The sequence below is a fragment of the Paenibacillus sp. 11B genome (assembly GCF_030487755.1).
GTDB lineage: Bacteria > Bacillota > Bacilli > Paenibacillales > Paenibacillaceae > Paenibacillus > Paenibacillus vandeheii.
The window spans coordinates 1,017,635-1,044,322 of sequence record NZ_JAUKNS010000001.1 but is presented as its reverse complement, the minus strand read 5'-3'; the positions used below and the strand labels follow the sequence as shown (position 1 = coordinate 1,044,322).

The window sequence follows — 26,688 nt, the reverse complement described above, 5'->3', positions numbered from 1 at the left end:
TTTACAAGATGAAGGACCCAAGAATTCAGAAGCTCGCAGCCAATCTGGTGGGCTATTCTGTAGATGTACAACCCGGCGAGAATGTGCTGGTAGAGATGATCGGTACAGAACGTGATCTGATTAATGCAATTATTGAAGAAGTAGGCAAAAAGGGCGGTAACGTCTTTGTACAGCTGACTGACAAGACAGTACAGCGTGCGATGTTCAAAAATGCGACAGAAGAGATGATGAAAACCTGGGCAGAGATCGATCTGAACCGGATGAAACAAATGGATTGTTACATTGGTATTCGTGCTGGGGAGAACGTAAATGATCTGTCCGATGTACCGGAAGAAAAAATGAAAATGTACAATTCACTTTATTCCCATCCGGTACATAGCGAGCAACGGGTAAAACATACGAAATGGGTTGTGCTTCGTTACCCGAATGCAAGCATGGCACAGTTGGCTAATACAAGCACAGAAGCGTTTGAGGATTTCTACTTTGACGTATGCAACCTGGATTATGCCAAAATGGATAAAGCGCAGGATTCACTGGCTAACCTGATGAAACGCACAGACAAAGTGCGTATCACTGGACCGGGAACAGACCTGAGCTTCTCCATTAAAGATATCGGTGCAGAGAAATGTTCTGGGCAAAAAAATATTCCGGATGGCGAAGTGTACAGTGCCCCTGTCCGTAATTCCGTGAACGGAACGATTAGTTATAACGCGCCAACGCTTTATAACGGGGTTACTTTTGAGAATATCAAATTCACCTTCAAAGACGGTAAAATTGTTGAAGCAACGAGCAACGATACAGAACGTCTGAATGAAATTCTGAATTCAGATGATGGCGCTCGTCATATCGGTGAATTCGCGATTGGATTCAATCCACATATCCTGCATCCGATGAAGGACATTCTGTTTGATGAAAAAATCGCAGGCAGCCTGCACTTTACGCCAGGACAGGCTTATGAAGAAACAGATAATGGAAACCGCTCATCCATTCACTGGGATCTGGTGTTGATCCAGCGTCCGGACTACGGCGGTGGCGAGATTTATTTTGACGATGTATTGATCCGTAAAGACGGTATTTTCGTTATTCCTGAGCTGGAATGCCTTAATCCGGATAACCTGAAGTAGGAACAGTATTTTGCTGTTGCTAGGAAAGCGGATTCACGGTATCATGTAGTGGTAATTAATAGATGATACCAAAAGTGAAAAGACGGAGGGATTCCTATGTCGAGTAATAACGCAGCGGTAGTTGAAATTGCTCAAACAGCGAGCAAATTTACTTCTTCAATCGTACTTCATTCAGAGAACAAGTATATCGATGTAAAAAGTATTCTCGGGCTGTTTACAACGCTGATCAGCACGCACAGCTATGAACTGCACGTTCATGGCCCGGATGCAGCTGAAGCCAAAGCAGCTATGTCAGAAGTATTTGCCAAACATGGACTGAATGTGAGTATCGCATCCGAGTAATGGCACTAAGAAGCATCTCTGCCTATTATGGCAGAGGTGCTTTTTTGGCATGAGATCATTCAGGTGTACGGCAAGACCTCTGTAAAATAGGGAGATTAGGCAAGAATAAAGCTCTTCAGAATGTATGGTTATTTTGGTCAGGTTCTTGTATTAGCTCCTGATTTCGTCTAATATTAGAGGTAGAACGTCTTTACGCGATTTTTGGGACATAGGGGGGAAAAATGCATGACTTCATCTGATCTGCAGGACCAGTTGCACTTGAAAGCGATCAGTCTTCTTCAAGAAGATGCAGATAAAATACAGAAGCTTATTGAAGTACAGATGGAGAATCTGGCTACCCGCTACTGCCCTCTCTATGAGGAAGTATTGGATACACAGATGTATGGGTTCTCCAAGGAAGTCGATTTTGCTGTTCGTGCAGGGCTTCTTCCAGAAGGTGCTGGTAAGCAGCTGGTAAGCGCGCTTGAGCGGAATCTGGCAATTCTATATGAAGCTTTGAACAAGAAGAATGAGCAATAGCCTGCAATAGCGCGGGTCAGAATAGAAGGCATGCAGGTATTTGCATGCTTTTTTTGTGCGGTTGAATTGGTAGATAGGTTGGTGGGATAGAGGCGGAGGGATAAATGAAAAAAACAACCTGGAAAATGCGTTTCCAGGCTGCCTTTTGCGCTAAATGGTCTATCACATCGTACGAGTGAAGTATGTTATACCAGAAAGAACGATACACCCAAAATAATATACACAACCATCAGGAGCAGACCTTCGTACCAGTTCGTTGAACCGTCCTGGGTGATGGATTTGGCTATAAATACGGCTACGCCAATGGCTACCAGCTCAATCGTTGTAAACACAATGTCCATCGTTCTGCCTGTGAAGTAGCTGACAAATACGAGCACAGGAGCAACAAAGAGTGCGATTTGCAAACTGCTGCCGACCGCAATCTCTACGGCGGCGCCAATTTTGTTTTTCATGGCAAGCATGATGGCTGCACTATGCTCTGCTGCGTTACCGATAATGGCAACGAGGAACGCACCGACGAACAGTTCGCTGAGTCCGAATTGTTCAGTAAACACCTCAAGTGTGCCAACAAGCCATTCACTGACGAAGGCAACCATGACAGTGGCAAGAACGAGATAGAGAATTGATTTTTTCTTGGACCACTCGGGTGCATGTTCATGCGGCAACTCTTCATCTGCATCCACAGTGACATCTGCGAGATAGTTCTTGTGTGTGACCATCGAGAACAATAACCAAGCTATGTAAGCAAGGATCAGCAAACCTGCGACAATGAGACTGAGTGTATTGGTATCCTTCTGTGTGATGGAATGGGTATTCAGGAAGACAGCTGGAATAAACAGCGCAATGATGGCTACAATCATAAGAGAGCCGTTTAAACCGGCAAGTGATACATTGTAATTCTGAATTTTGAACTTGAGTCCTCCCGCAAAAATACTTAAACCAAGCACCAGCAGCAGGTTACCAATAATCGAGCCTGTCAAACTGGCCTTAACCATGTCAAACAGTCCTTCTTTGACGAGAAAAATGGCGATAATCAATTCGGCGGCATTACCGAATGTTGCATTCAAAAATCCGCCTAACCGCTGTCCGGCATAATGGGCTACATTTTCCGTGGCTTTTCCTAAAAAACCGGCCACAAAAATAACCGAAATGGCTGAAATGACGAATTGCAGAATCGAATCCCATTTCATGTAGTGGGCGACGGCGCTGAGCGCAAAAAAAGCAATCAGCAAAATGGATGAAATCCGGTTTCTCACAACTAACACCTCGGTTATCTAATTATTTTGTTTTAAACGACATCATAGAACGGTTTATGAGAATATTTTCATATTTCAATATAACCAAATCGTGGTAGGTTGTAAACGCATCTTTTTGAGTTTAATTTGCTTTTTGGGGTGGAAAGGATTTAAAATACGAGTAACGAAGTGAAGGAGGATGTGGCATGGCAGAACAACTTCAACTAGAGGGCGGAAACATCCGGATTGCCGATGACGTAGTGGCGAAAATTGCCGGAATGGCTGCGATGGAGACACCCGGAATTGCCGCAATGTCTGGAGGATTGTCAGAGGGCTGGGCCAAGCGCCTGAGCGGTAAAAACGTACAGAAAGGCGTAGGCGTGGAGGTCGGCCAGCTGGAAGCAGCCATTGATCTGCGCATCATCGTCCTGTACGAGACACCGATTCATGAAGTTTCCCGCATGCTTCAACAAAATGTAAGAGAAGCGGTAGAGACCATGACGGGATTACGTGTTGTTGAAGTCAATGTAAAGGTAGAAGGCGTATCTTTCAGAGGCGACGATCTGTAAACTTTAGCAATCCGCGATGGAAGAACAGCAGTACATTGAACCTGGTTCTTCATCTAGATAGACAACACCAAAAAGACTTCGCATCGAAATCGATGCGAAGTCTTTTTGTGTTTACTTCATTTTGTTCCAAAACCATTCGTATACCGTTCCTTCTCATTACCGAATTCGGCGAATGGATTCACGTGAACGAAGTGCGGGAGAGGTACGTGATGTTTGAACCGTCACCGACTTTGTTTTTTCTTCCTTGATGACGTCCAAGTTATTGGTACGAGAGATGCTGAGCAGAATACCCATGGCTACCATCATCACAAAGAGTGAGGTACCGCCATAACTGATAAACGGAAGGGTAACCCCTGTCACGGGAATGGTCTGGGTCACGCCCCCAATGTTAATAAAGGCCTGAATCGCAATTAATCCCATAATCCCAATACCGACCAGTGTCCCAAATGGATCGGGACAGCGAAGGGAGACGATAATGCCTCGCCAAATGAAGTAAAGGTAGACCAACAGGAACAGGGCAGTTCCAACAAAGCCCAGCTCTTCTCCAATGACGGAGAAAATGAAGTCGTTATAAGCATTTGGCAAGTAATGCAGTTTCATCGTGCCTTGTCCGATTCCAGAGCCGGTGATGCCTCCATCACCGATTGCAACAAGGGAGCGATAGAGATTAAGGCTTCCGCCTGTCGTATCGGATAATGGATTCAAAAATGCCTGAATCCGCCCGATTTTGTAGTTCTGTGCAGCCTCCGTAGTTGTGGTGTTATCTACAGTATCTGAAGAAGCCATAGAAGAAAACAGGGCGTTCGCTCCAAGCGCCAATGCTGCTCCCAGCACAACCAGCAGGATGGAACCCATAATATGTTTCATGCTGGCGCCACCTGCATAGATGACCAGACCGCAAGTAGCCACGAGAATGAAGCATGTACCAAAGTCCGGCTGCAGCATAATTAGCCCGGCAATAAACCCGACAATAACCAGCACGGGAATATATCCTGTCTTAAGATCCCTGAACCGTTCCCCTTTTTTGGTAATAAGTGCAGCGAGGTACAGAATAATAGCGATTTTGGCAAACTCTGCGGGCTGTATACTAAAGCCAAAAATGTGAATCCAGCTTCGTGCGCCGTTCAGCACCTTGCCTGAAACCAAAACAATCAGGAGTAATACCGTGGTGAACAGGAAAAACGGTGCATAAAGTTTTTTGTATTTGTTAAATCGGATATTCATGGCAAAAAACATGCCCACTAAACCGATAACCGCCCACATAAGTTGTTTTTTCGTGAAGTACAGGGCATCATTGTTGAAACTTTTGTTTGCAATTGCAATGCTGGAACTGGAGCTGAACACCATCACCAGTCCGAAGCCCACCAACAATAAAGTGAGGATTAGCAGTTGAAAATCCGGCGTGCCTCTCTTCGTTTTCGTTTGGGCCGTTTGTTGTTTCATGATTCGGCCCAGCCTAAGCTTCCAGCAGTTCTTTAAGCTGCTGTAATTTTTGGGCCGCCAGCTTCACGACTGGCTGCGGTACGGTAGAGTCATAATCCAGACCATGCGGAAAAGTTGCTTTTCCAAGATAAACAGCTTCAACTGCGAGAACCGTATCCGGTTTTTCGAGTTTGCCATCGATCGCACGGGTATTAATACGTACAAAGTATTCCGATTTGGTTTGTTCATCTTCAATTTTGTAGTCATATGTAGCACGATAATATTCCCATTGCCACCGGACAAATCCGACTTTCTCGGCGCTCTCATCCAGGTATGCCAAGTCGCTCTTCAAGCCATCCAAGCCTGTATTCTCAAAAATCATAAGCGTCTGATCCTCCTCATAAGCTTCCGAGAGTAAAATTCTCGTTCTTTTCTCTAGTTTATGATAGTATGTTTCCCCTTCCCGTGCAAGCTTTCAAGCGGTGATTCGTATCGGTTTTCTTCCAATTCTGCTACAATATACAGCAATAGGTTTCAAGAGGAAGGTTCGGGCTTGATGAAAGTCCCGTTCAGAGAGCGAAAGGATGGAGAGACATGACAAATAATATATGGTGGGATGATCTGCAGATCCACATGGTAGAATGGCGTCGTCATCTTCATCGGAATCCTGAGGTTTCCTTTCATGAGGAGAAGACATCCTCTTTTGTAGCGGGTATGCTGGAGAGCTTTGGAGTTGAAGTAAAACAACACGTAGGCGGGCACGGAGTTATAGGCTCCATCCGTGGGGACAAGCCAGGACCTGTCGTAATGCTTCGTGCGGATATGGATGCACTTCCGATTCAGGATGAGAAGGATGTGGAATACGCATCGCAGCAAGCAGGGGCCATGCATGCCTGTGGCCATGATGGGCACATATCCATTTTGCTGGGCACGGCACTGTATTTCAGTCGCCATAAACATGAGATTAAGGGTGAGATTCGTTTTTTGTTCCAACCTGCAGAGGAATTGCTTCCAGGTGGGGCGCTCAAGGTTATTGCAGACAGTGGACTGGAAGGGGTAGATGTCATCTATGGCATTCATCTGTGGACCCCACTTCCAGTTGGCGTAGCTGCGAGTACTCCGGGGCCGATGATGGCAGCGGCAGATGATTTCTATATTGAAATCAAAGGCAAAGGCGGTCATGGCGGCATGCCGCAATCTACAGTGGACAGTCTGGTAGCGGGATCGGCTCTTGTGATGCAATTGCAGACGGTTGTCAGTCGCTCGGTGGATCCGTTGCGTCCAGCAGTGTTAACGATTGGTACGATGCAGGCGGGGGCTGCACAGAATATCATCGCCGAGTCGTGCAAAATGACGGGTACGGTGAGAACGTTCGACGAAGAGACACGCAGTATCATGAAAGAACGTGTGCATACGGTCGTTGCTCAGACAGGGGCAATCTATGGTGCAGAGACACAATTGAACTATATTATGGGGTATCCTCCAGTCGTGAATGATGAGCAGGAGACGGCACGATTTTTCAGGGAAGCGGTGGATGTATTTGGTGCAGACCATGTACAGAAGTCACCGATGCTTATGCCGGCTGAAGATTTCGCGTATTACCTGCAGCAGATTCCGGGCTGCTTTATGTTTGTCGGAGCAGGTAACCCGGAGAAGAATGCCGTCTATCCGCATCATCATCCCAAGTTTGACTTTGATGAGGATGCCATGCAGAATGCTGTAAAACTATTTATAGCAATGGCTAAAGGATATACAGCCGAATGATTTGAGTATAGTTGGGCATCCTATTCATACGAAAGTATGAGCAGGGTGCTTTTTTTTGTAGGGTCTATCTAAAGGTTAAGGTAAGGTCGAACTGTTGTACTAAACAGGTTCAATTTCGGAAGACACCGGAACTGAACTTTTTGTGATGTCTTTCATTTAGAAAACTGATAGCACAATTTCAAAATAAGGAGGAAGCGGAATGGGGAAAACGGATGCCTGCATTGTCCAGCGGGATTTTACAGTATTGCTTGAAGTGGGTCATCCTGGATTTGATCAGGCCCGAGCTCAACTGGGGATGTATGCCGAACTGGTGAAGACACCTGCGGCTTTCCATACCTATAGAATTACTGCATTATCGCTGTGGAACGCTGCTGCACTTGGATGGAGTGCTGATCAAGTGATTGCAAGTCTGGAATCAGTGTCACGTTGGAATGTTCCTGCCGCCCTTATTCAGGATATCCAACGGATTATTGATCAATATGGAAAGTTGAAATTGCAGCCAGAGGCCGATCACAAGAGGATGCGTCTCGTGAGTGAAGATGAGGGATTGCTGGATGAATTAAGCGGTATGAAGACCATCTCGGCTTTTCGGATGGAACGTGTCGATTCCCATGAGCTCGTGCTTGGCGGGGAGCAGCGCGGATTGCTGAAGCGTGAATTGACCCGTTTGGGGTACCCGGTGCTGGATTATGCGGGATATCGGGAAGGAACAAGCCTTCCGTTTGAATGGCGAGCGAATACTTCAGGCGGAAGTTCAGAAGGTTTCGGGTTGCGACCGTATCAGCGAGATGCTGTGGATGCTTTTGAAGGTAGCGAGGGTATGGGAGGAAGTGGCCTGCTCGTTCTTCCCTGCGGTGCAGGCAAAACGGTTATTGGGATGGCCGTATTGGAACGTCTGCAGTGTGAATGCCTTATTTTGACCTCGAATACCACATCTGTGAGGCAATGGATTCAGGAATTGCAGGACAAAACAACGATAACGAGTGAACAGATTGGTGAGTATTCTGGTCAGAAAAAACAGGTTAAACCTGTGACTGTGGCTACCTATCAGATTCTTACGCATAGAAAATCCAAAGATGCTGATTTTACGCATATCAAATTGCTCAGTGAACGCCAGTGGGGGCTTATCATTTATGATGAGGTTCATCTGCTGCCAGCGCCTGTATTCCGTGCTACTGCAGATATTCAGGCAACAAGAAGACTGGGATTAACAGCAACATTGGTGCGTGAGGATGGCTGTGAACAGGATGTATTCTCACTTATTGGCCCGAAATTATATGACATGCCGTGGAAAGAATTGGAGCAACAAGGTTGGATTGCTGATGTACAGTGTCAGGAGATACGTATCCCCCTCTCTCCTGAACTACGATCAAACTATCTGGAAGCTGAGGTGAAGCATCAGTTTCGTCTTGCAGCCGAAAATCCGGCCAAATTGGCTGTGATCAAACGGATATTGGACCATCATGAAGGGGTGCCGGCACTTGTCATCGGACAGTATTTGGATCAGCTTGAGAGCATTGCCCGGGAAATTGAAGCTCCCCTCATTTCGGGCACAATGTCCCAGCAAGAACGGGTAAAATGGTATGCAGCGTTCAGACGGGGGGAAATCAAAACGATAGTGGTATCCAAGGTTGCCAACTTTGCCGTAGATTTGCCAGATGCAGCTGTTGCACTTGAAATATCCGGAAGTTTCGGTTCAAGGCAGGAAGAAGCCCAGCGATTGGGGCGGATTCTAAGGCCAAAGTCAGGAGAAAATAAAGCTTATTTCTATGCCCTTGTATCTGAGGATAGTAAGGAACAGGAGTTTGCATTACGGCGTCAAATGTTTCTGGTCGAGCAAGGATATGAATACAAAATTGTTCAGGAATTGCAATGAAAAGATCAGTTCACATCACCAACTAAAATAATGGGAAAGGCAAGATAAGCCATGCATACACAAAGTAATCTAGATATGAATTCATTCCAAGAGCTATCATGCGTTGAAAGAACGGTACTTGGAGTGATTTTTTGCAAATATGCCGGACAACCCTTTTCCAACATGATGACACCAGCAGAGTGGGCAGCGGATGGTCTTAGCAGAGCTGAAGCAGTGACAGCATTTATAACACTTCGGCACAAAGGATGGATCAAAGCTGTGTGCAAGTCGTGGGGCGAACGTCTGTATTACATACCGGATTCACTGCTTTCTTTGTTAACAATTCCCTATGCAGCAAGGGTTGGAACGTTTGTTCAGCAGAAGGTGAATGTAATACAGGATGAAGATGCACTTCATAAGTCCAAATCCAGTAATGAAGTCCGAAGTGTGAAGATTGTTGGAGAGGGAAAACCCCATATTGCTGCTGAGCTTCTTCATGTATTGGCTTGGATGCTAAGAGAAGGTCAAGCGAAAGGAGGACTTCCATTAACAAGTAAAGGGACTATCCACAAGAGAATGGTGCAGCGATTAAGTCGCATGACAGTTCTGGCACCTGAAGACTTCTCTGGATTAGGTATTCGCTACGATCACGCAGATGTCTATCCAGTCCATGTAGCCATTATTATTGATATGCTGCTCCGTCTGGGTTTGATTGAAAAGACGCACAACCGGATGCAGGTGTCCCCTGACCATCTTGATCATTGGTTAACATTGTCGTGGTCTTCAATGCATCGAGAAATCTATAGTGTATGCATGGACCAATATGGCTTAGCAGAGCCCAATCTTCAGCATTTTCGTTATCAATTAATGATGTTTGATTTCCGAGAGAATGATTGGTTGAGTATTATGGCAGGAACCGTAGATCATGTTGGGTTTGAAGAGGCAAATGAGATTAGAGAGAGTGAAGGTGCTTCAGGATCAGGATCATCCTTTCTGACATTGATCCGGGGATGGCTTAATGCTCTGGCGGGTTTGGGGTATGGTGAGATAGGGGAGTCCGCTGAGGGAGAGTTATATTATCGTTGGCAGATTGAACCTGACATTTTAAAGGATTTTGCGAATGACGAAGCAGAGAATGCTGGGGGGAATTTGATTTTTGTTCAGCCTGACTTTGAAATTATGGTTCCGCCAGATGTAACCCCACAGGTCCGTTGGGTTCTGGAAATGGGTACAGAGCTTATAAGCCGTGATCGCATGTCCATATACCGAATGACAAAGGAACGAATCATCGCTGCATCAGAGCTCGGTCTTACAGCCGATGAAATGATAAACTTCCTTAGCCGATATGCCGGATCGGGTGTGCCTGAGCATGTGGAACTAGCAATCCAGCAGTGGGGACTGGAGGTAAACAGACTTCACATGGACGTAGGCCAGAACGTTGATCTGGATGAGTCGGTGGATAAAGCCAACAAAAAGGATATATGGACATATGAATCAAGAAGTGCATTACAGGAGAAGCTGAACCCCCCAGGTTGGGGAGCCTTTGCAGATGAGTCCATAGTCGGAGCAGATGAGTTCAATATCGGACTTGAGGTAGAGAAGGAACTCTTTTATATGCGTGGAAGAGTAGGGCTCATTGAAAGCGAACTTAATCTGCATGCGTATGAACCGGATCACTCCATTACAGAGCAATCGGGTCTGTTTCCCGGATACGGAGAGATCCCGGAAATGTGGCATAACGAGTGGCGAGGATATCATGTGTCCACAGCTCGTCAGATTACTGCGAAAGCCATTGAATGGCAGACAAAACTGGGTCTGAAGCTGGACAGTGATATCGTTTATGTTATCCCCGATCAGATTCAGGGTCATGAAGATTGGACATTAACGGGCTGGTCCATATCAGATAGTGGGACAAATCACGCAGAACGTCGCTCTTTTTCGCCTAACGAATGGAATCAGATACGACTGATTATTCCGGACCATGCTCCAACTTGAATCGACTTTGCAAAAGCAGATCCCTTGTTCCCCTTATTTCTATTTGCAGGAAAAACTCTTCTTAACTTTTCGGGGATATGATATGATGAAGTAGTCTACGTTAAGTAGAACTTTATATATAGATAGGATGAATTTCATGAGCGTAGCGGAAATGAACACGGTCGATATGGCCCAAGTGTTAACGGGCGCATATGAACTGGGCGACATGATTAACCAATCAGCCGAAGTATCGGATTATTTATATTGGAAACAGCAAGTGGAGACGAACCCTGAAATTCAGGTGGGAATACGCAAGCTGAACGCCAAGAAGGAATTATTTGAAGAAACCCAGCGTTTTGGGCATTTTCACCCGGACTATCACGCGGCAAAAGATCAGGTTCAGGCTTTGGAGCAGGAGTTGGAGCGTTTCGAGGCGGTAGCCCGCTTTAAACAGGCGGAGAAGGCATTGGACGATATGTTGTTCCAGATGTCGGAGACGATTGCATTCGCGGTGTCAACGACCATTAAGGTACCGAGCAATGATCCCAATCCGAAGGGCGGCTGCGGTAGCGGAGGCAAGTGCGGTTGCAGCTAAGGCTGGATAAGAAAATAAATTCATGATAGACCGGACCTTTCCGAGGATCCGGTCTCCATTATAGAGAGGCGGGGAAAATGATGTTTGCGGAAAGGACAGGATTCATCATATGGGTCAGTGATTTGAAAGCGGCTCGTAATCTCGAAAAGTATGGTACCGTTCATTACATCTCCCGCCGTATGCATTATGTCGTCATGTATGTTAATGCAGAGCGGGCTGAAGATACGATGAAAAATGTGAACAGACTTTCCTATGTGCGCAAAGTCGAACGTTCTTACCGGAATGAGATCAAAACAGAGTATGCTAGCAAAACATTGGACAAAACAAGTTTTTACGGGATATAACAAAATGGTTTGGGAATGTATAGGGAACTTCTTTTGTTGCTACTGAACATTTCGAAACGATTAACCAGAGGGGTCCTTCGGGACCGCTCTTTTATTGAATTAGGCATAAACTGGATTTTGTGAAAAAATCTGAACTTACGCCTTGAGGTTGCGGGACTTATGTTGTAATATATTGGGTAAATAAATAGATAGAAAGTCCTATCTGGTGGAGAGTGATTCCCATGCGTGATAAGGTGATGCAACGTTGGAGCACGTACGAGCCTTTTTTTGTGGCTCTTGGAGACAAAAAAGTGGCCGACATCGTCATTACCCATCATGCCAAGATGCGGTATGCAGACCGTATTGAGCCGGCACGTGATGATGATGACCATATTGCGGCATGGTTATGGGAGTGTCTGAAGCAGGACCGTATTACACCATACTACCGTAATGAGCAGGATGTCTACCTAATCGACGAGGATCTGGTCGTGGTTGCTGAATTTTCCGAACTTGAAGGGGAATATGATATTGCTGGCAATCCGCTTCATAAGATGATTGTCGTTACATTTCTGGGGAAAATGTCCGAGACGATTGAACTGCGGGATCTGAAATCGTATTATTCCTGGCTGAGACATTCAAGACGAATGACTCTGGTCAAGAACAGTCGCAAGCATAAGTGAGTTTGGAATAATCCATATTTTTGAATGAATAGATCCAGGTTACATCGCATGCAGACAAGCTGCATGCTTTTTTTGTTGGAATTCAAGAAATCGGCTACAATGGGGAAAGCGTACAGAAGAGGGGCGAAGATATGAATTTTCATCAATTGCATATTTTTTATACCGTTGCAGAAAAGGGGAGTTTTTCAGCGGCTGCGCAAGCTCTACATATGACACAACCTGCGGTAACGATGCAGATCCAATCGCTTGAGGATTATTTTGGAACCAAGCTGCTGCACCGTTCTACCAAGAAAATAGAATTATCCGAGGCGGGTCGGACATTATTGCCTCATGCCAAACGCAGTGTAGAGTTGGTCAGACAGACCGATGAGGCAATGTCTGCATTTACGCAGATGCTGCAAGGGAGATTGCAGCTCGGGGCAAGCTTGACGATTGGTGAGTATGTGCTGCCACGGATGCTGGGTCCTTTTGCTCGCCAATACCCGGATATCTCGATCGTCATGAAAGTGATGAATACGACGCAGATTATGGACGATATCTTGAAGCATCAGCTAAACTTCGGACTCATTGAGGCACCAGTTCACCACCCGGATATGATTGTAGAGCCGGTCATGCAGGATGAATTGAAGCTGGTTGTTCCGGCAGGGCATGCATTGGCAGATCGTGGGGAAGTAGAGCTGGAAGATGTGCTTAGCTACGCATTTGTGCTGCGGGAAAAAGGTTCGGGTACCCGTCAGGTGATGGAGGATCAGTTACAAAAGAGAAATATAGATCCACAGGACATGAATGTGGTGATGGAACTTGGCAGTACAGGTGCCGTGAAATCTGCTGTGGAAGCAGGTGTGGGTATCACGATGTTATCTCCGTCATCGGTTCAGCACGAATTGGCCCTTGGCCTGGTTCATATCGTGGATATTCGTGGGCTTGAGTTTAAAAGACAGTTCTACGCTATACATCTGAAGTCTTCATTGCTTCCCCTGTCGGCAGTAGCTTTTCTGAATTATTTGCGTCAGCATGAGCAGACAGCATCAGAAGGACAGGCGGAATAGGGACAATAAATGCAGAGCTGGAATAATGCATGATTGATCCAAAGAATGGTGGAGTGCAATAAATTGCAATGGTCTGACCTATAATGAGCCGATTAAAGGGAGTTGTTATTTATGAATCATCATCAAGGACGTTGTGATCTTCATACCCATAGCCAAGCTTCGGACGGAATGCAGCCACCTGCCGAGAATGTGAAGCTCGCCAAACAAAGAGGACTGTCTGCGGTTGCGCTGACGGATCACGATACAGTAGCGGGTGTATCTGAGGCACAGCGGGTGGGCCGTGAATATGGGATTGACGTTGTTGCAGGAGTTGAGATCAGTACTCGTGCGGGCGGCAAGGATATTCATGTGCTGGGGTATTATGTGAATACAGAAGATGAGCAATTTCTGGAGCGACTACGCGGGCTTCGGGAAGCAAGAGAAGAACGCAATCATCTGATCATTGCCAAACTGCAGGAGCTTGGACTTGAAATTAGCTGGCAGGAAGTCATTGATGGCCTTGGCCGACCGCTGGAACCGGATGAAAGCATCGGTAGACCTCATATGGCCGATGTGTTGGTACGGAAAGGATATGCCGCTGATATGAGGGATGCGTTCAATCGTTATCTGGCTGAAGGCCAACCTGGATTTGTGTCGGTTCCCCGAGTTGCACCGGAAGATGCATGCCAGTGGATTAAAGATGCGGGTGGTGCTGCGGTTATTGCCCATCCTGGTTTATACGGAGACGATGAATTGGTTCGGCGCATTCTGGTGGACTCCCATCCTGACGGGATTGAAGTGGTTCATTCGGATCATGGACCGGAAGAAGAGCACAGATATGCGGAGTTGGCACGGGAATTTGGGCTCATTCAGACAGGTGGTTCGGATTACCATGGTGTAAGACAAGGGGTAGTTTTCCACGGGGATCTGGGTAGCAAAACTGTAACCATTGATGTGCTTGATGAGCTTCGCGCTGCAGCTGGAAAGTCTTGATTTCCAAACTTTTCATTTTTGTGTGAGCCTCGGGGAAAAATCGGTTGTTATCATGCGGAATGAAACGGGAAAATAATGAAAGGACATAGAATGGGGTGACCGTTAGTCACTAGCCATGTCTCTATGTCCTTTTTTTGAATCCACTATAATTAGGTGATGGAATAATTCACCCAGGTGCCGCGAGCAGCTCCAAGACGTTCAAATAATTGCTGTGCCCGCTCGTTGGTTGCTGCTGTGATCCAGGACATGTAAGCACATCCGTGTTCACGTGTATACTGCTGACAGTGTTCGAATAGGCTGGCCTCGGCTTCGCCTTCTCTCCAAGCCTCGGTCACAAACAAGTCATTCATAATGGCAACGCGGTTTGCCTTCATCGTGCTATAGGTAAAATAGAGAGTAGCGAACCCGATGAGTTCACCGTCCTGTTCTGCAACAAATTGAACTCCTATCTGCTGATCAAGCAGGTTTTTGATCAAAAGCTCGATTGCCTGATCACCAGGCCAGGGGTTGTTATAAAATCCGACGACATACTCGTGTATTAATCCACTCAACGGAAGCAAATCATTAGGTTGAGTTGGTCTGATATGTAGAGTCATGGGACACGTCCTTAGAAGTTTATTTATAGAAAATCCCCCGAACATTCTTTTGTTCCGGGGGATTTTACGTTGTCTAACAGGATTGAAAGCAAGCATCCTATCCATTTTTGATGGTGGATGGCAGACTCTTAACCAGTTCTTCGTTTGGCGTCACAAACAGGGTCTTCTGGTGGTCATAAATGACAAAGCCTGGTTTGGAGCCACTTGGCTTGCGTACATGTCGGATAAAGGTGTAATCCACCGGCACGCTGCTCGATTCTTTGGCCTGACTGAAGTAAGCCGCAAGTTGAGCAGCTTCTTCCAGGGTAGCTTCGCCAAAGTCTGTGCTGCGAATGACGACGTGTGAACCCGGTATGTCTTTGGTATGCAACCAGGTGTCATTGGAAGAAGCCAGACGGTTGGTGACGTACTCATTTTGCAGATTGTTTTTGCCCACGAGAAGTTCAATTCCCTCCGAAGAAGTAAACTGATGCACTGTAGGTCGGTCGTTTTTCTTTTTCTTTTTGCCTTTTTTGTTGCGGTCACGAAGATACCCCTGTTGTACAAGCTCCTCACGAATTTCCTCGATGTCGTTCATGGATGCGATAGACAGCTGCTGCAGCAGATTGTCGAGATAGTCGATCTCGTCTTTCGTTTTACCAAGTTGCTCATGAATAACAGCCAGACTGTTCTTATATTTGTTATATCGCTTGAAATAACGCTGTGCGTTGTCAGACGGTGTAAGTAATGGGTCAAGCTGAATGGTAATGTTGGCTTGATCTTCATCATAGAAGTTCACAAGCTCCACACTTTTGTCCCCTTTATTAACCTGATGCAGGGAGGCAAACAGCAGCTCGCCCCATAATCTGAATTTATCCGCATCGTCGGCTTCCAGCAGATCCTTGTTCAGATTGTCCAGCTTTTTGATGTTTTTACTGCGCTCATTTTGCAGAAAACGCAGCAGATCGCTCACTCTTTGCTTGACCGTATCCCGCTCAGCCTTGTCTCCGTAATAATCTTCCATACACTTGCTTATCGTGTCATAGGTTTTCTCCGCGTCCTGAATGCTTTGAAGCTGAACGGCTGAGAAAATCATTTTGCCTTTGGCATTCAGCCCGGTCACAGGAGTGTAGCTGTTATCTCTAACTGGCCCCATGATGGACTCAAAAGCATTCCATAGGGCATCGGCTTCGATTCGAGCATCCCCTTCGCTTGCAGCTTGATCAGCTCCTGGATCGGCAGATACCCGAGAGGTAATCTCTCCTGCGATCAGCGGACTAAGACCGCTGAATGAATTTACCAGCCAACGAGAGGCTTCTTCTTCAGCAGCAGTATAGCTATTTTTAAATTCAATGCTGCTCACTTCCAGTGGATTGCTCTTATGCTGCTCTGGTGGTTCGGTGTACGAAAATCCAGGCATAATGACCCGGTAACTGCTGATGGACGGAGTTACGTGGTGAATACCATCCAGAATCGTTCCCGTTATCGGATCGACCAAAACAATATTACTGTGACGTCCCATCAGTTCAATGATGATCCGTTTGACCGAAACATCACCCAGCTCATCGCGCTGACGCACGTCAATATGGATAATCCGCTCCATGCCAATCTGACGAATCTCCTCAATGATCGCTCCTTCACAGTGCTTGCGGAGCAGCATGCAGAACATCGGAGCTTCAGTAGGATTAACAAACGTTTTCTCTGTAAAGTGCACACGCGGATATGTTGGGCTGGCCGAAATTAGCAATTTGCTATTTCCACGCTGAGCACGGAGGGTCAGAACAACATCATGGCCGTTTGGTTGATGTATTTTGCTGATCCGTCCGCCCTTGCAGCCTTGCAGTTCATGTACGATGGCTCGTGTTACGATGCCGTCCAATGCCATTTTTTTCAACGTCCTCTCTATCTATAACTGAAATGAACACCGGGATATGTAAAAAAGAACCCGTTGCAGATTCGTATTCGTTTGCACAGCAAAAATCGAATTGCCACTGCGTGTATAACCGCAGACCTTTATTTTAGCTTATTCTGCCCATCAGGGAAAGGATTCGCCATGGGGTGCTAATTAGGGTCCTGTCCGAATACATATAGAGCAGGTAGTTTGTCCGGCATCGCGTACAACCTGTTGATGAGCATGCCGGTGAAGTAAGTTTGATGTTTTACAGAGGAAATACAGACTGGGAGGGAATTTTGAAGCATGGAACATACCAAGTGGCACCAACTAAGCGTTGAAGAGCTTCGCAACACTCTTGGCGTCAGTCTTGAGGACGGGTTAACTGAAGAGACTGCAACAGAAAAGAGGAAGGCAGCCGGTTCGAATGAACTGAGTGAAGGAAAGCGCATATCTCCAATTACATTATTGCTTAATCAATTTAAGGATTTCATGGTTCTGGTGTTGATGGGGGCCACACTGGTGTCCGGATTGCTTGGAGAATATTTGGATGCTGTAACGATTGTTGCCATTATCGTGCTTAATGCCATTCTTGGTTTTGTGCAGGAATTCCGGGCAGAGCGTTCCCTTCGTGCACTGAAACAATTATCGGCACCACTGGCCAAAGTGCTCAGGTCGGGTCAGGAAGTACATCTTACAGCCAAGCTCCTGGTACCAGGGGATATCGTGCTTGTGGAGAGCGGTGATCGTATTCCTGCCGATGTTCGCTGGCTGTCCACGAACAGCCTCGATGTGGAGGAATCTGCATTGACCGGGGAATCAGTTCCTGTAAGCAAACATTGCCATCCCATAGCTGCGGATGACGTGCCGCTTGGAGATCAGAAGAACATTGGATTTATGGGGACGATGGTCACTCGCGGTACGGCTAAGGGCGTTGTAGTTCGAACGGGCATGGGTACCGAGATGGGCAAAATCGCCGATCTGATCCAGAATACAGAGGAACAGGAAACACCGCTGCAACACAGATTGGAGCAGTTGGGTAGAATTTTGATTTTTGTCGCGCTTGGATTAACCGTCATGGTTGTTGTTGCGGGTATTCTGCATGGACAACCGGCAGTAGGCATGTTTCTGGCAGGGGTCAGCCTCGCAGTGGCTGCCATACCAGAGGGGCTGCCAGCGATTGTAACGATTGCGCTAGCTCTGGGTGTACAGCGCATGATCAAGCGCAAAGCGATTGTACGCAAGCTTCCTTCCGTCGAAACCCTTGGTTGTGCCTCGGTCATCTGTTCGGATAAAACGGGTACGTTGACCCAGAACAAGATGACAGTTACGGACGTGTGGCTGGAGGGACGCAGCATCAAGGTAACCGGGGATGGTTATGCGCCGGAAGGGCAGATGCTGGAGAATGGTCGTACCTTGGAGCTGAAGAGTGATCAGACATTGCGAAGAATGCTCCAAATCAGTGCGCTATGCAATAATGCCAGTATTATTGAGAGTATCGCGGATGACACGCCGAATAAAAAGAAAGGCAAAGAGAGCAAAAAGGATAGCAAGCATGATAAGCATGACTCCAAGAAAGAGCATAAAAAGGAAATGGTCAAGGAAGACAGCGTCGTATGGGAGCTGAAAGGAGATCCTACGGAAGGAGCACTTGTAACACTGGCTTCCAAAATGGGTCTTACCCCTGCTGGGCTCAAAGAGTTATACGCACGTGAGCAGGAATTCCCGTTCGACTCTGATCGGAAACGGATGTCTGTTCTGGTTCATCATCAGGGTGGGCGCATGATCTACACCAAAGGTGCACCGGATGTGCTGATTGGGCATTGCAGCTACATTTTGTGGGAAGGCAATGTTGTACCATTCACGGGAACACTGCGGCAGAAAGTCATGGCGGCGAATGAGAGCATGGCTGGGGCTGCGCTGCGGGTTCTCGGGATGGCTTATCGCGATGTACGGCCGGAAGAAAAAGTGGAGAATGAGCATGCTGCCGAGAACCAACTCGTCTTTGTCGGACTTGCAGGCATGATTGATCCACCGCGACGTGAGGCACGGGATGCCATTGCCACTTGCCGCAGAGCAGGCATACGTACCGTTATGATTACCGGCGATCATGGCACGACGGCAGAGGCGATCGCCCAGCAGCTGGGTATCCTCCCCCGGGGTGGGTCTTCCCTTAGCGGCCAGCAATTGGCGGGTATGACGGACGAGCAGCTGGATAAACAGGTGGAGGGCATCTACGTATTCTCACGAGTATCGCCTGAGCACAAACTGCGAATTGTGAAATCGTTGCAGCGCAAAGGACATGTCGTGGCAATGACCGGAGATGGTGTGAACGACGCACCGGCCATCAAAGCGGCAGATATCGGTATTGCGATGGGGATTACAGGCACGGATGTGACAAAGGAAGCATCGGCATTAATTCTGAGTGATGATAATTTTTCTACTATAGTAGCTGCGATCGAAGAAGGGCGTAATATTTATGAGAACATTCGGAAGTTTATCCGGTATTTGCTGGCATCAAATGTAGGCGAGATTTTAACGATGTTTTTCGCGATGATGATGGGTTTGCCATTGCCACTTGTGCCGATCCAGATTCTATGGGTTAACCTGGTGACTGATGGATTGCCAGCGATGGCGCTCGGTGTGGATCAGCCGGAAAAAGATCTGATGGAACATAAGCCGCGTGGCTCCAAGGAAAATATTTTTGCCAGACGACTGGGCTGGAAAATCGTCAGTCGGGGTGTATTGATCGGACTTTGTACACTCGGCGCGTTTTGGCTCACCCTACAGGCCGCACCGGATCAACCGGGTCAGCTCATTAAAGCTCAATCTGTGGCCTTTGCTACTCTCGTGTTGGCGCAGCTCATTCATGTATTTGACTGCCGGAGTTCCCGCTCCATTTTCCACCGGAATCCATTGCAGAACAAGTACCTGGTGTTTGCAGTCATTTCATCCATCGTGCTGATGCTGGCGGTTATGTATGTAGAACCATTGCAGCCTATCTTCAAAACAGTACCACTGGGTATGCGCGAATGGGCCATTTCCATCGTTGCCGCAGGTATTCCAACCTTCCTCATGGGAATTGGCAGCGTGTGGGGAGGTCGCCGCAACCGTCGCCGGATGGGCCCTGAGCGCTTCGTACCAAAAAGTACAAAGTTTTCGGCATAAAATCAATAGCAATTGCTTATCGTTTTCGTTATGCTATCCTCAAAATGATTCGAGGCGAGAATCCTCGGCATTTTGCAGGATAGCTTTTTCTATTGGGGAATGATGGGTATGAATGTTCCTGGGGTATCCTGTAGAGGAGCAAGAATAACGCTTTGGCAGCAGACTGTCAAAAGGAGTGGGCAAGATGATGGAATTTACAAAAATGCATGGACTCGGCAACGATTTTATTGTTGTGTTTGGAGAGAAACAGCTTCCGGCTGATGCATCAGAATTGGCTATAAAATGGTGCAATCGATTTTTCGGTATCGGTGCGGATGGCCTGGTTTATATACTGCCTTCGGAGAAGGCGGATTTTCAGATGCGCATCATGAACTCGGACGGTTCGGAAGCAGAGCAATGTGGTAATGCCATACGCTGTGTATCCAAATATGTATATGATCACGGCCATGTGACACAAGAACAGATTACGATTGAAACCATCGGTGCCGGTGTACAACCAGTCAGCCTGAACATTCGAGATGGTAAAGTGGAAACCGTTCGTGTGGATATGGGAGAGCCTATCCTGAATGGCCTTCAGGTTCCAACAACCGTCGATGCCAATCCGGTGGTGGATCATTCCATTGAAGCCAATGGACAGGAGTTCAAATTTACGGCTGTATCCATGGGTAATCCTCACGCAGTCATCTATGTGGATGATGCTGTGAATTTTGATCTCTCGACATGGGGACCACTTCTTGAAGTTCATCCCATGTTCCCGAAAAAAATCAATGTAGAGTTCGCAACGGTTCGCGATCGCGGATATGTGGACATGCGTGTGTGGGAACGCGGTGCTGGCCCGACACTCGCCTGTGGAACTGGAGCTTGCGCAACCCTGGTATCCTCCGTTCTGAATGGACATACGGATCGAACAGCGGTGATCAGCCTCAAGGGCGGCGATCTTCATATTGAGTGGAGCGAAGCCGACAATCACGTGTACATGACTGGGCCTGCTGAAGTTGTTTTCAAAGGAGTCATTTCGTAAAGAAGACGTTTAAATGAGGAGGCCTGAGGCCTCTTTTTTGCATTAATAAGAGAATTCCTACTGGTTCAGATGGTTATGGAGACTGGATTTCACGAAAAACCTGTGTTTTTCTTCGTTTTCAGATGTTTTTTGTGTTACATTAGTATGAAATGATCAGTCAGGCGGGGGGAAAAGGGATGAAGGCGGATTTGCGGAGTGTAATGCAGGAACGGGTCCTCATTGGGGATGGGGCAATGGGAACATTCCTGTATCAGATGGGATTCCCGGTAGGGATTTCTTATGAAGAGCTGAACTTGATTTCACCTGAAGTAGTGGCAGATGTGCATCGTCGTTATCGCGATGCGGGTACGGAAATTCATGAAACGAATACGTACTCTGCCAATTACGATAAGTTGTCCAAGTTCGGTTTGGAGTCCAAGGTGGAGGATGTTAACCGTGCCGGTGTGCGCATTGCCAAAGAAGTAGCTGGTGCGAACGGTTATGTTCTGGGTGCGGTTGGTTCCATTCGTGGAGGCAAGCGGACGAACGTTTCAACGAGTGAATTGAAGCGTTTCTACCAACAACAAATTTTTGCGCTGCTTGATGAAGGAGTGGACGGCATTCTGCTCGAAACCTTCTATGATATTGAGGAGATGGATATCGCCCTTCTGCAGGCACGCAAGTTGAGTAATCTGCCGGTAATTGGACAGTTTGCTGTTGAGGATGTAGGGCACACACTGGATGGTTATACAATGCCTGAAGCTTTCCGTATCATGCGAGAGCAAGGGGCTGACGTTATTGGTTTTAACTGCCGTTCCGGTCCAAACGGAATTATGCGCGCGATGGAAACAGTGTCAGGCCGTATCGGAATCCCGATGTCCGTATACCCGAATGCGGGTGCAGCGGACTACGTCGATGGTCAGTTCCGTTATGGAGCGTCCCCGGAATACTTCGGACAGACTGCCGTGCAATTCGCTGATCTGGGTGCGCGTATCATTGGAGGATGCTGTGGTACGACGCCTGATCATATCTCGGCCATTGCCAAGGCTCTTGTTGAATACACACCTGTGCCGATACTGGAACCAGATCCATCCGAGTCAAAACCGCGTATTATCCTGCATGAGAATGTAGATGAACGGTCTGGACGAGGTGGGCAGCCTACGATTGTGGATCTGGTCAAACAACGCCATACGGTCATCGTCGAACTTGACCCTCCGCGTGATCTCGATATTGCAAAATTTATGAAAGGTGCCGAGACACTGAAAGCGGCTGGTGCAGATGCGTTAACACTGGCGGATAATTCCCTGGCGGTTACCCGCATGAGTAATATGGCTCTCGGCCATCTGGTTCAGGATCGCACTGGATTGCGCCCCCTGGTGCATATTGCATGTCGTGACCGGAATCTGATCGGGACACAGTCGCACATGATGGGGTTTGATGCTCTCGGCATTAATCATGTACTCGCTGTAACAGGTGACCCTGCACGATTTGGTGACTTACCCGGATCGAGCTCGGTATACGATCTGACTTCTTTTGAAATTATACGTATGATCAAGCAGTTGAACGACGGCGTGTCCTTCTCCGGTAAACCACTGAAGCAGAAGGCAGGCTTTGTTATTGGTGCCGCATTTAACCCGAATGTGAAACATCTGGATAAGGCCGTACAGCGGCTTGAGAAAAAGATGGCTTCCGGAGCCGATTATATTATGACGCAGCCGATATACGATCCCGAACTAATCGTAGCCATGCATGAAGCGACCAAGCATCTGGATGTGCCGATCTTTGTAGGAGTGATGCCGCTAGCCAGTGGCCGAAATGCAGAATATCTGCATAATGAGGTTCCGGGTATTCAGCTGTCGGATGAAGTGCGCTCCCGGATGGCCGGTCTCGAAGGTGAAGAAGGTCGGGCCATGGGTGTGAAGATCGCCAAGGAGCTTCTGGATGTAGCCACAGCGCACTTTAAAGGAATCTATCTCATGACTCCATTTATGTTCTATAGTATGACGGCCGAACTGACCCAATATGTGTGGGAGAAGTCGGAGCATGAATGTCCTACTTGTTTCAACCCTAATAATCAATTACAATAGTGTAACGGATGTGATGCCGATGTCATTCAGTATGACCGGATACGGTCAATCCGCCTTTCATTTTGGAGGCTATAAGGTACAATTGGAAATCAAGTCTGTCAATCATCGTTATTGCGAAGTGATGATGCGTCTCCCGAGAGAGTGGACGTGTTATGAAGATGGATTGAGGAAAAAGGTACAGAGCCGATTGAAACGTGGGCGGATTGATGTTTATGTAATGAAAGAAAAAGATGAAGACCAGGCTCTTCCCGCTGTTCTGAATGAGCAGGCGGTCAGGGCCTATCTTCAGGCCGCAGAGCAATTGGAGAGCCGCTATGGTATGCAGGGCAAACCGAGCATTATGGATATGCTGGCACTTCCAGAGGTCATGGTTCATTCGGATGGGACGAGTTCGCTTCCGGAAGAGCAGAAGGACGAATGGGAGCGTGTCCTGCAGCAGGGGTTGGAAGAGGCTTTGTCCGGTCTGGAACAGATGCGCGCCCGCGAGGGTCTTCATCTGGCCAGTGATCTGGAACGACGAATCAGTCGTCTGGAATCACTGCATACCGAGATGCTTGATCTTGCGCCGACTGTGGTGAGTGATCATCGCAACAAGTTAAGACAACGACTTACGGAAATGCAGGAAGAAGGCTCTTTCCCTTTTGACGAGCATAAATTGGGTATGGAAATTGCTATGTTTGCCGATCGTTCTAACATAGAGGAAGAGCTTACGCGTCTACTGAGTCACTTTGGACAGAGCAGGGAACTGCTGAAAAGTGATGAGCCGGTAGGCCGCAAGTTGGACTTTCTTATTCAGGAAATGAATAGGGAAGTTAATACGATTGGATCAAAAGCCAACCATTTGGCTCTGGTGAACCGTGTTGTCGAGATGAAGGCGGAACTGGAGAAAATTCGTGAGCAAGCGGCGAATATCGAATGAACGGTCATATTTCGGCAAAGAGTCGCATGTATAGGGGGAAGAACCTGATTATGGCAATCAAACTCATTAACATTGGATTCGGTAACATCGTATCGGCGAACCGGATTATATCCATCGTGAGTCCGGAATCTGCGCCGATCAAGAGGATTATACAAGAGGCAAGAGACCGTCATATGCTGATAGACGCAACGTACGGAAGACGTACTCGTGCCGTTATTATTACGGATAGCGATCATGTCATTCTGTCTGCGGTTCAGCCAGAAACGGTCGCCCATCGTCTTTCTTCGAAAGATGATGACAACGACGAATAAAATGGAGTGTAATATGTCTAAGGGATTACTGGTAGTGTTGTCCGGCCCATCTGGGGTCGGGAAGGGTACAGTATGCAGCGCTTTGCGCAAACGGGTGCCGGAATTGATTTATTCTGTATCGGCAACGACTCGTCAGCCTCGTCTGGGTGAGGAACATGGCGTCAATTATTTCTTCAGAAGCCATGAAGAATTCCTGAACATGATTGCTGAAGATCAATTGCTGGAACACGCAGAATATGTAGGGAACTATTACGGAACACCGCGTGATTTTGTGGAGAAAACGATTAACGAAGGCCGTGACATCATTCTTGAGATTGAAGTTCAAGGCGCGTTAAAAGTGAAAGAAAAGTTCCCGGAGGGGATCTTTGTATTTCTGTTGCCTCCTTCATTGGACGAGCTTAAAGATCGCATTCAGGGCCGTGGTACGGAAAGTCAGGCGACGATTGATCATCGGATGTCCGTCGCGGTAGATGAGATCAGTCTGCTGGAGCAGTATGATTACGCTGTCGTTAATGATGAAATTGATTTGGCGTGTAAACGAATAGAAAGCATCATTATCGCCGAACATTGTAAGATCAATAAATAATCCATTTGCCGCCGCAAAATGCGATAATCAGTGGAGCTGCTGACATAGGATATATAGGTAGAGCAGCTCCAATCTGATTAGCTAACCAGCGGAGCACCATGATTCCGTCAGGCGGGCAATTGTGATTATACTAATGCAAAGAGGTGTTTTGTAAATATGCTGTATCCTTCTATTGATGAAATGATGAACAAAGTCGACAGCAAGTATTCTCTTGTTGTTGCCGCTTCCCGCCGGGCCAGACAGCTTCGTGAAGGTGAGAAAACGGATTTGAGAAATGCCAGATCCCATAAACAGGTTGGCGTTGCACTTGAAGAAATTTATGGTGATCTACTCGTTGTCATCAAAGGACAGGACGAAGAGGAAGAAGAGTAAGCCGCCTGCGGCTGCTCTTCAACTGCATACGGCGTAAGCCGGATTTATTTGACAACCGCGAGGTTGTTATTTTTTTCTTTATTCATCCTTTTTAACGTCGTATATATCGGGGGGATAACCATGTTGAACGGTAAAAAAATCGTGCTTGGTGTGACTGGCGGCATAGCCGCATACAAGGCGGCTACATTATGCAGCAGGCTGGTGCAAAAAGGAGCGGACGTTCATGTCATTATGACGAATTCCGCCAAACAGTTTATTACCGAATTAACGCTGCAAACCTTGACCCGAAATGTAGTATATAGTGATACATTTGATGAGCGGGAGCCTTCCGTGGTCTCGCATATCCATCTGGCCGATATGGCTGATCTTGTTTTGGTTGCTCCGGCAACAGCCAATGTAATTGCCAAAATGGCACATGGCATGGCCGATGATATGCTCTCAACAACCCTGCTTGCAACCACTGCACCGGTGATGATTGCGCCAGCGATGAATGTACATATGTATGATCATCCGGCTGTACAGCATAATATGTGCCTGTTAACCGAGCGCGGAACGATGATGATTGAACCGGGTGAAGGACAGCTGGCTTGTGGTTATGTGGGCAAAGGTCGTCTGGAAGAGCCGGAAACGATTGTCGATGTGGTCGAACGTTTTTTTGAACAGCAGGAGTCTGCCAAACGGGAACGCAATGAACAGCTTTCTTTGTTAAGTGGCAAGAAGGTTGTGGTCACTGCAGGAGGTACCATTGAACGCATTGATCCGGTGAGATATATTACCAATGATTCTTCTGGGAAAATGGGTTTTGCCATTGCAACGGTTGCGCGTGATCTGGGAGCGGATGTGACCTTGGTTATGGGAAATACCCAGGTTCAGCCACCAGCGGATGTACATGTAATCCCCGTAAAGTCAGCACAGGATATGTATGATGCGGTAGCGGGCCAATGGGATGATGCAGATATCGTTGTTAAGGCGGCAGCTGTTGCGGATTACCGGCCCAAGGAAGTGTACACGGAGAAAATCAAGAAGAAAGGCGATACGTTATCGCTTGAACTTGTTAAAAATATAGATATTCTTGAAACATTGGGCAAGCAGAAGAGCCATCAGTTTTTGATAGGTTTTGCAGCCGAGACGAATTCAATGGAAATGTATGCACGTGAGAAACTGGAACGGAAAAACTGTGATCTGATCGTAGCCAATGATGTCACCCGGGCGGGTGTCGGATTTGGAACAGATACCAACGCGGTGCACATATATGACCGTGAAGGATTGGTGGAAGAGCTTCAGGTGGTGGCGAAGGAAGAGGTCGCTCGCCGGTTGCTTTCAATTGCGGCGGAGCGCATTGCCGGGAGGAATTAA

Annotated in this window: 25 protein-coding genes; 20 read left to right on the top strand and 5 right to left on the bottom strand. The window is 47.2% G+C overall.

Features of this window, described 5'->3' with window-relative positions:
• Positions 1–8: 8 nt before the first annotated feature.
• From Q0V21_RS04625 to Q0V21_RS04615, 3 genes are all read left to right on the top strand, one after another.
• Complete coding sequence (locus tag Q0V21_RS04625) at positions 9–1,124, top strand: aminopeptidase (protein ID WP_079349554.1); 1,116 nt, start codon at positions 9–11, stop codon at positions 1,122–1,124.
• Between the two features lie 96 nt (positions 1,125–1,220).
• Positions 1,221–1,466: an HPr family phosphocarrier protein gene (locus Q0V21_RS04620; RefSeq protein WP_024631140.1), complete on the top strand. Its 246-nt coding sequence runs from the start codon at positions 1,221–1,223 to the stop codon at positions 1,464–1,466.
• Between the two features lie 225 nt (positions 1,467–1,691).
• Positions 1,692–1,985 carry an Fpa/YlaN family protein gene (locus tag Q0V21_RS04615; protein WP_024631139.1) on the top strand — a complete coding sequence of 98 codons (294 nt, stop codon included), beginning with the start codon at positions 1,692–1,694 and terminating at the stop codon, positions 1,983–1,985.
• 185 nt (positions 1,986–2,170) lie between these two features.
• Here Q0V21_RS04615 and cax read toward each other — a convergent pair whose 3' ends face one another.
• Positions 2,171–3,241: a calcium/proton exchanger gene (gene cax, locus Q0V21_RS04610; RefSeq protein ID WP_024631138.1), complete on the bottom strand. Its 1,071-nt coding sequence runs from the start codon at positions 3,239–3,241 to the stop codon at positions 2,171–2,173.
• Positions 3,242–3,426: 185 nt separating this feature from the next.
• Between cax and Q0V21_RS04605 the strand changes: the two genes are divergently transcribed.
• Positions 3,427–3,789 (top strand): Asp23/Gls24 family envelope stress response protein, encoded by a 363-nt coding sequence (locus tag Q0V21_RS04605; protein WP_024631137.1) that lies wholly within the window; start codon positions 3,427–3,429, stop codon positions 3,787–3,789.
• A gap of 156 nt (positions 3,790–3,945) precedes the next feature.
• On the opposite strand, the gene ftsW is transcribed toward Q0V21_RS04605, so the two are convergent.
• Together ftsW and Q0V21_RS04595 are read right to left on the bottom strand one after the other, a co-directional pair.
• Positions 3,946–5,232, bottom strand: coding sequence for a putative lipid II flippase FtsW (gene ftsW / locus Q0V21_RS04600; RefSeq protein ID WP_079349553.1), 1,287 nt, complete (start codon positions 5,230–5,232; stop codon positions 3,946–3,948).
• Between the two features lie 13 nt (positions 5,233–5,245).
• Positions 5,246–5,593, bottom strand: a complete 348-nt coding sequence (locus tag Q0V21_RS04595; RefSeq protein ID WP_053784292.1) for a YugN family protein — start codon at positions 5,591–5,593, stop codon at positions 5,246–5,248.
• A 212-nt stretch (positions 5,594–5,805) separates the two neighbouring features.
• Here Q0V21_RS04595 and Q0V21_RS04590 point away from each other — a divergent pair, with 212 nt between their 5' ends.
• From Q0V21_RS04590 to Q0V21_RS04555, 8 genes are all read left to right on the top strand, one after another.
• Positions 5,806–6,975: a M20 family metallopeptidase gene (locus tag Q0V21_RS04590; RefSeq protein ID WP_301877780.1), complete on the top strand. Its 1,170-nt coding sequence runs from the start codon at positions 5,806–5,808 to the stop codon at positions 6,973–6,975.
• 199 nt (positions 6,976–7,174) lie between these two features.
• Positions 7,175–8,851: a DNA repair helicase XPB gene (locus tag Q0V21_RS04585; RefSeq protein ID WP_301877778.1), complete on the top strand. Its 1,677-nt coding sequence runs from the start codon at positions 7,175–7,177 to the stop codon at positions 8,849–8,851.
• Between the two features lie 123 nt (positions 8,852–8,974).
• Positions 8,975–10,825 carry a helicase-associated domain-containing protein gene (locus tag Q0V21_RS04580; RefSeq protein WP_301877776.1) on the top strand — a complete coding sequence of 617 codons (1,851 nt, stop codon included), beginning with the start codon at positions 8,975–8,977 and terminating at the stop codon, positions 10,823–10,825.
• Positions 10,826–10,961: 136 nt separating this feature from the next.
• Entirely contained in the window at positions 10,962–11,399 is a 438-nt protein-coding gene (locus Q0V21_RS04575) for a YlbF/YmcA family competence regulator (protein ID WP_079349549.1), read from the top strand.
• 80 nt (positions 11,400–11,479) lie between these two features.
• On the top strand, positions 11,480–11,743 hold the full coding sequence (locus Q0V21_RS04570) for a YlbG family protein (RefSeq protein WP_024631130.1): 264 nt from the start codon (positions 11,480–11,482) through the stop codon (positions 11,741–11,743).
• 221 nt (positions 11,744–11,964) lie between these two features.
• A complete protein-coding gene (locus Q0V21_RS04565) occupies positions 11,965–12,402 on the top strand; it encodes a hypothetical protein (RefSeq protein ID WP_024631129.1) in 438 nt (145 codons plus the stop codon).
• 131 nt (positions 12,403–12,533) lie between these two features.
• Positions 12,534–13,451: a selenium metabolism-associated LysR family transcriptional regulator gene (locus Q0V21_RS04560; protein WP_024631128.1), complete on the top strand. Its 918-nt coding sequence runs from the start codon at positions 12,534–12,536 to the stop codon at positions 13,449–13,451.
• A 111-nt stretch (positions 13,452–13,562) separates the two neighbouring features.
• The gene (locus tag Q0V21_RS04555) at positions 13,563–14,423 is read left to right on the top strand and encodes a PHP domain-containing protein (protein WP_079349548.1); all 861 of its coding nucleotides are present in this window, start codon (positions 13,563–13,565) and stop codon (positions 14,421–14,423) included.
• Positions 14,424–14,572: 149 nt separating this feature from the next.
• Here Q0V21_RS04555 and Q0V21_RS04550 read toward each other — a convergent pair whose 3' ends face one another.
• Positions 14,573–15,019 (bottom strand): GNAT family N-acetyltransferase, encoded by a 447-nt coding sequence (locus Q0V21_RS04550; protein ID WP_301877774.1) that lies wholly within the window; start codon positions 15,017–15,019, stop codon positions 14,573–14,575.
• Between the two features lie 97 nt (positions 15,020–15,116).
• Complete coding sequence (locus Q0V21_RS04545; protein ID WP_079349547.1) at positions 15,117–16,883, bottom strand: Rqc2 family fibronectin-binding protein; 1,767 nt, start codon at positions 16,881–16,883, stop codon at positions 15,117–15,119.
• Between the two features lie 312 nt (positions 16,884–17,195).
• On the opposite strand from Q0V21_RS04545, the gene Q0V21_RS04540 reads away from it, so the two are divergent.
• The 8 genes from Q0V21_RS04540 to coaBC all read left to right on the top strand — a co-directional run bounded on the left by Q0V21_RS04540 (position 17,196) and on the right by coaBC (position 26,688).
• A complete protein-coding gene (locus tag Q0V21_RS04540; RefSeq protein ID WP_079349546.1) occupies positions 17,196–20,057 on the top strand; it encodes a cation-translocating P-type ATPase in 2,862 nt (953 codons plus the stop codon).
• Between the two features lie 187 nt (positions 20,058–20,244).
• A complete protein-coding gene (gene dapF, locus Q0V21_RS04535) occupies positions 20,245–21,078 on the top strand; it encodes a diaminopimelate epimerase (RefSeq protein ID WP_079349772.1) in 834 nt (277 codons plus the stop codon).
• Positions 21,079–21,254: 176 nt separating this feature from the next.
• Complete coding sequence (locus Q0V21_RS04530) at positions 21,255–23,144, top strand: bifunctional homocysteine S-methyltransferase/methylenetetrahydrofolate reductase (protein ID WP_079349545.1); 1,890 nt, start codon at positions 21,255–21,257, stop codon at positions 23,142–23,144.
• Between the two features lie 19 nt (positions 23,145–23,163).
• Positions 23,164–24,063: a YicC/YloC family endoribonuclease gene (locus tag Q0V21_RS04525; protein WP_301244138.1), complete on the top strand. Its 900-nt coding sequence runs from the start codon at positions 23,164–23,166 to the stop codon at positions 24,061–24,063.
• A gap of 50 nt (positions 24,064–24,113) precedes the next feature.
• Positions 24,114–24,374, top strand: a complete 261-nt coding sequence (remA, locus tag Q0V21_RS04520) for an extracellular matrix/biofilm regulator RemA (protein WP_006209218.1) — start codon at positions 24,114–24,116, stop codon at positions 24,372–24,374.
• Between the two features lie 13 nt (positions 24,375–24,387).
• Positions 24,388–24,960 (top strand): guanylate kinase, encoded by a 573-nt coding sequence (gmk, locus tag Q0V21_RS04515; protein WP_024631121.1) that lies wholly within the window; start codon positions 24,388–24,390, stop codon positions 24,958–24,960.
• A 156-nt stretch (positions 24,961–25,116) separates the two neighbouring features.
• Positions 25,117–25,332, top strand: coding sequence for a DNA-directed RNA polymerase subunit omega (gene rpoZ / locus Q0V21_RS04510; protein WP_024631120.1), 216 nt, complete (start codon positions 25,117–25,119; stop codon positions 25,330–25,332).
• 120 nt (positions 25,333–25,452) lie between these two features.
• The gene (gene coaBC, locus Q0V21_RS04505) at positions 25,453–26,688 is read left to right on the top strand and encodes a bifunctional phosphopantothenoylcysteine decarboxylase/phosphopantothenate--cysteine ligase CoaBC (protein ID WP_301877756.1); all 1,236 of its coding nucleotides are present in this window, start codon (positions 25,453–25,455) and stop codon (positions 26,686–26,688) included.

Bases quoted from the DNA above. Each gene is read 5' to 3' on its own strand.
- Q0V21_RS04625 (WP_079349554.1), top strand. From the start codon at position 9: ATGAAGGACCCAAGAATTCAGAAGCTCGCAGCCAATCTGGTGGGCTAT.
- Q0V21_RS04620 (WP_024631140.1), top strand. From the start codon at position 1,221: ATGTCGAGTAATAACGCAGCGGTAGTTGAAATTGCTCAAACAGCGAGC.
- Q0V21_RS04615 (WP_024631139.1), top strand. From the start codon at position 1,692: ATGACTTCATCTGATCTGCAGGACCAGTTGCACTTGAAAGCGATCAGT.
- Q0V21_RS04605 (WP_024631137.1), top strand. From the start codon at position 3,427: ATGGCAGAACAACTTCAACTAGAGGGCGGAAACATCCGGATTGCCGAT.
- ftsW (WP_079349553.1), bottom strand. From the start codon at position 5,232: ATGAAACAACAAACGGCCCAAACGAAAACGAAGAGAGGCACGCCGGAT.
- Q0V21_RS04595 (WP_053784292.1), bottom strand. From the start codon at position 5,593: ATGATTTTTGAGAATACAGGCTTGGATGGCTTGAAGAGCGACTTGGCA.
- Q0V21_RS04590 (WP_301877780.1), top strand. From the start codon at position 5,806: ATGACAAATAATATATGGTGGGATGATCTGCAGATCCACATGGTAGAA.
- Q0V21_RS04585 (WP_301877778.1), top strand. From the start codon at position 7,175: ATGGGGAAAACGGATGCCTGCATTGTCCAGCGGGATTTTACAGTATTG.
- Q0V21_RS04575 (WP_079349549.1), top strand. From the start codon at position 10,962: ATGAGCGTAGCGGAAATGAACACGGTCGATATGGCCCAAGTGTTAACG.
- Q0V21_RS04570 (WP_024631130.1), top strand. From the start codon at position 11,480: ATGTTTGCGGAAAGGACAGGATTCATCATATGGGTCAGTGATTTGAAA.
- Q0V21_RS04565 (WP_024631129.1), top strand. From the start codon at position 11,965: ATGCGTGATAAGGTGATGCAACGTTGGAGCACGTACGAGCCTTTTTTT.
- Q0V21_RS04560 (WP_024631128.1), top strand. From the start codon at position 12,534: ATGAATTTTCATCAATTGCATATTTTTTATACCGTTGCAGAAAAGGGG.
- Q0V21_RS04555 (WP_079349548.1), top strand. From the start codon at position 13,563: ATGAATCATCATCAAGGACGTTGTGATCTTCATACCCATAGCCAAGCT.
- Q0V21_RS04550 (WP_301877774.1), bottom strand. From the start codon at position 15,019: ATGACTCTACATATCAGACCAACTCAACCTAATGATTTGCTTCCGTTG.
- Q0V21_RS04545 (WP_079349547.1), bottom strand. From the start codon at position 16,883: ATGGCATTGGACGGCATCGTAACACGAGCCATCGTACATGAACTGCAA.
- Q0V21_RS04540 (WP_079349546.1), top strand. From the start codon at position 17,196: ATGGAACATACCAAGTGGCACCAACTAAGCGTTGAAGAGCTTCGCAAC.
- dapF (WP_079349772.1), top strand. From the start codon at position 20,245: ATGGAATTTACAAAAATGCATGGACTCGGCAACGATTTTATTGTTGTG.
- Q0V21_RS04530 (WP_079349545.1), top strand. From the start codon at position 21,255: ATGAAGGCGGATTTGCGGAGTGTAATGCAGGAACGGGTCCTCATTGGG.
- Q0V21_RS04525 (WP_301244138.1), top strand. From the start codon at position 23,164: ATGTCATTCAGTATGACCGGATACGGTCAATCCGCCTTTCATTTTGGA.
- remA (WP_006209218.1), top strand. From the start codon at position 24,114: ATGGCAATCAAACTCATTAACATTGGATTCGGTAACATCGTATCGGCG.
- gmk (WP_024631121.1), top strand. From the start codon at position 24,388: ATGTCTAAGGGATTACTGGTAGTGTTGTCCGGCCCATCTGGGGTCGGG.
- rpoZ (WP_024631120.1), top strand. From the start codon at position 25,117: ATGCTGTATCCTTCTATTGATGAAATGATGAACAAAGTCGACAGCAAG.
- coaBC (WP_301877756.1), top strand. From the start codon at position 25,453: ATGTTGAACGGTAAAAAAATCGTGCTTGGTGTGACTGGCGGCATAGCC.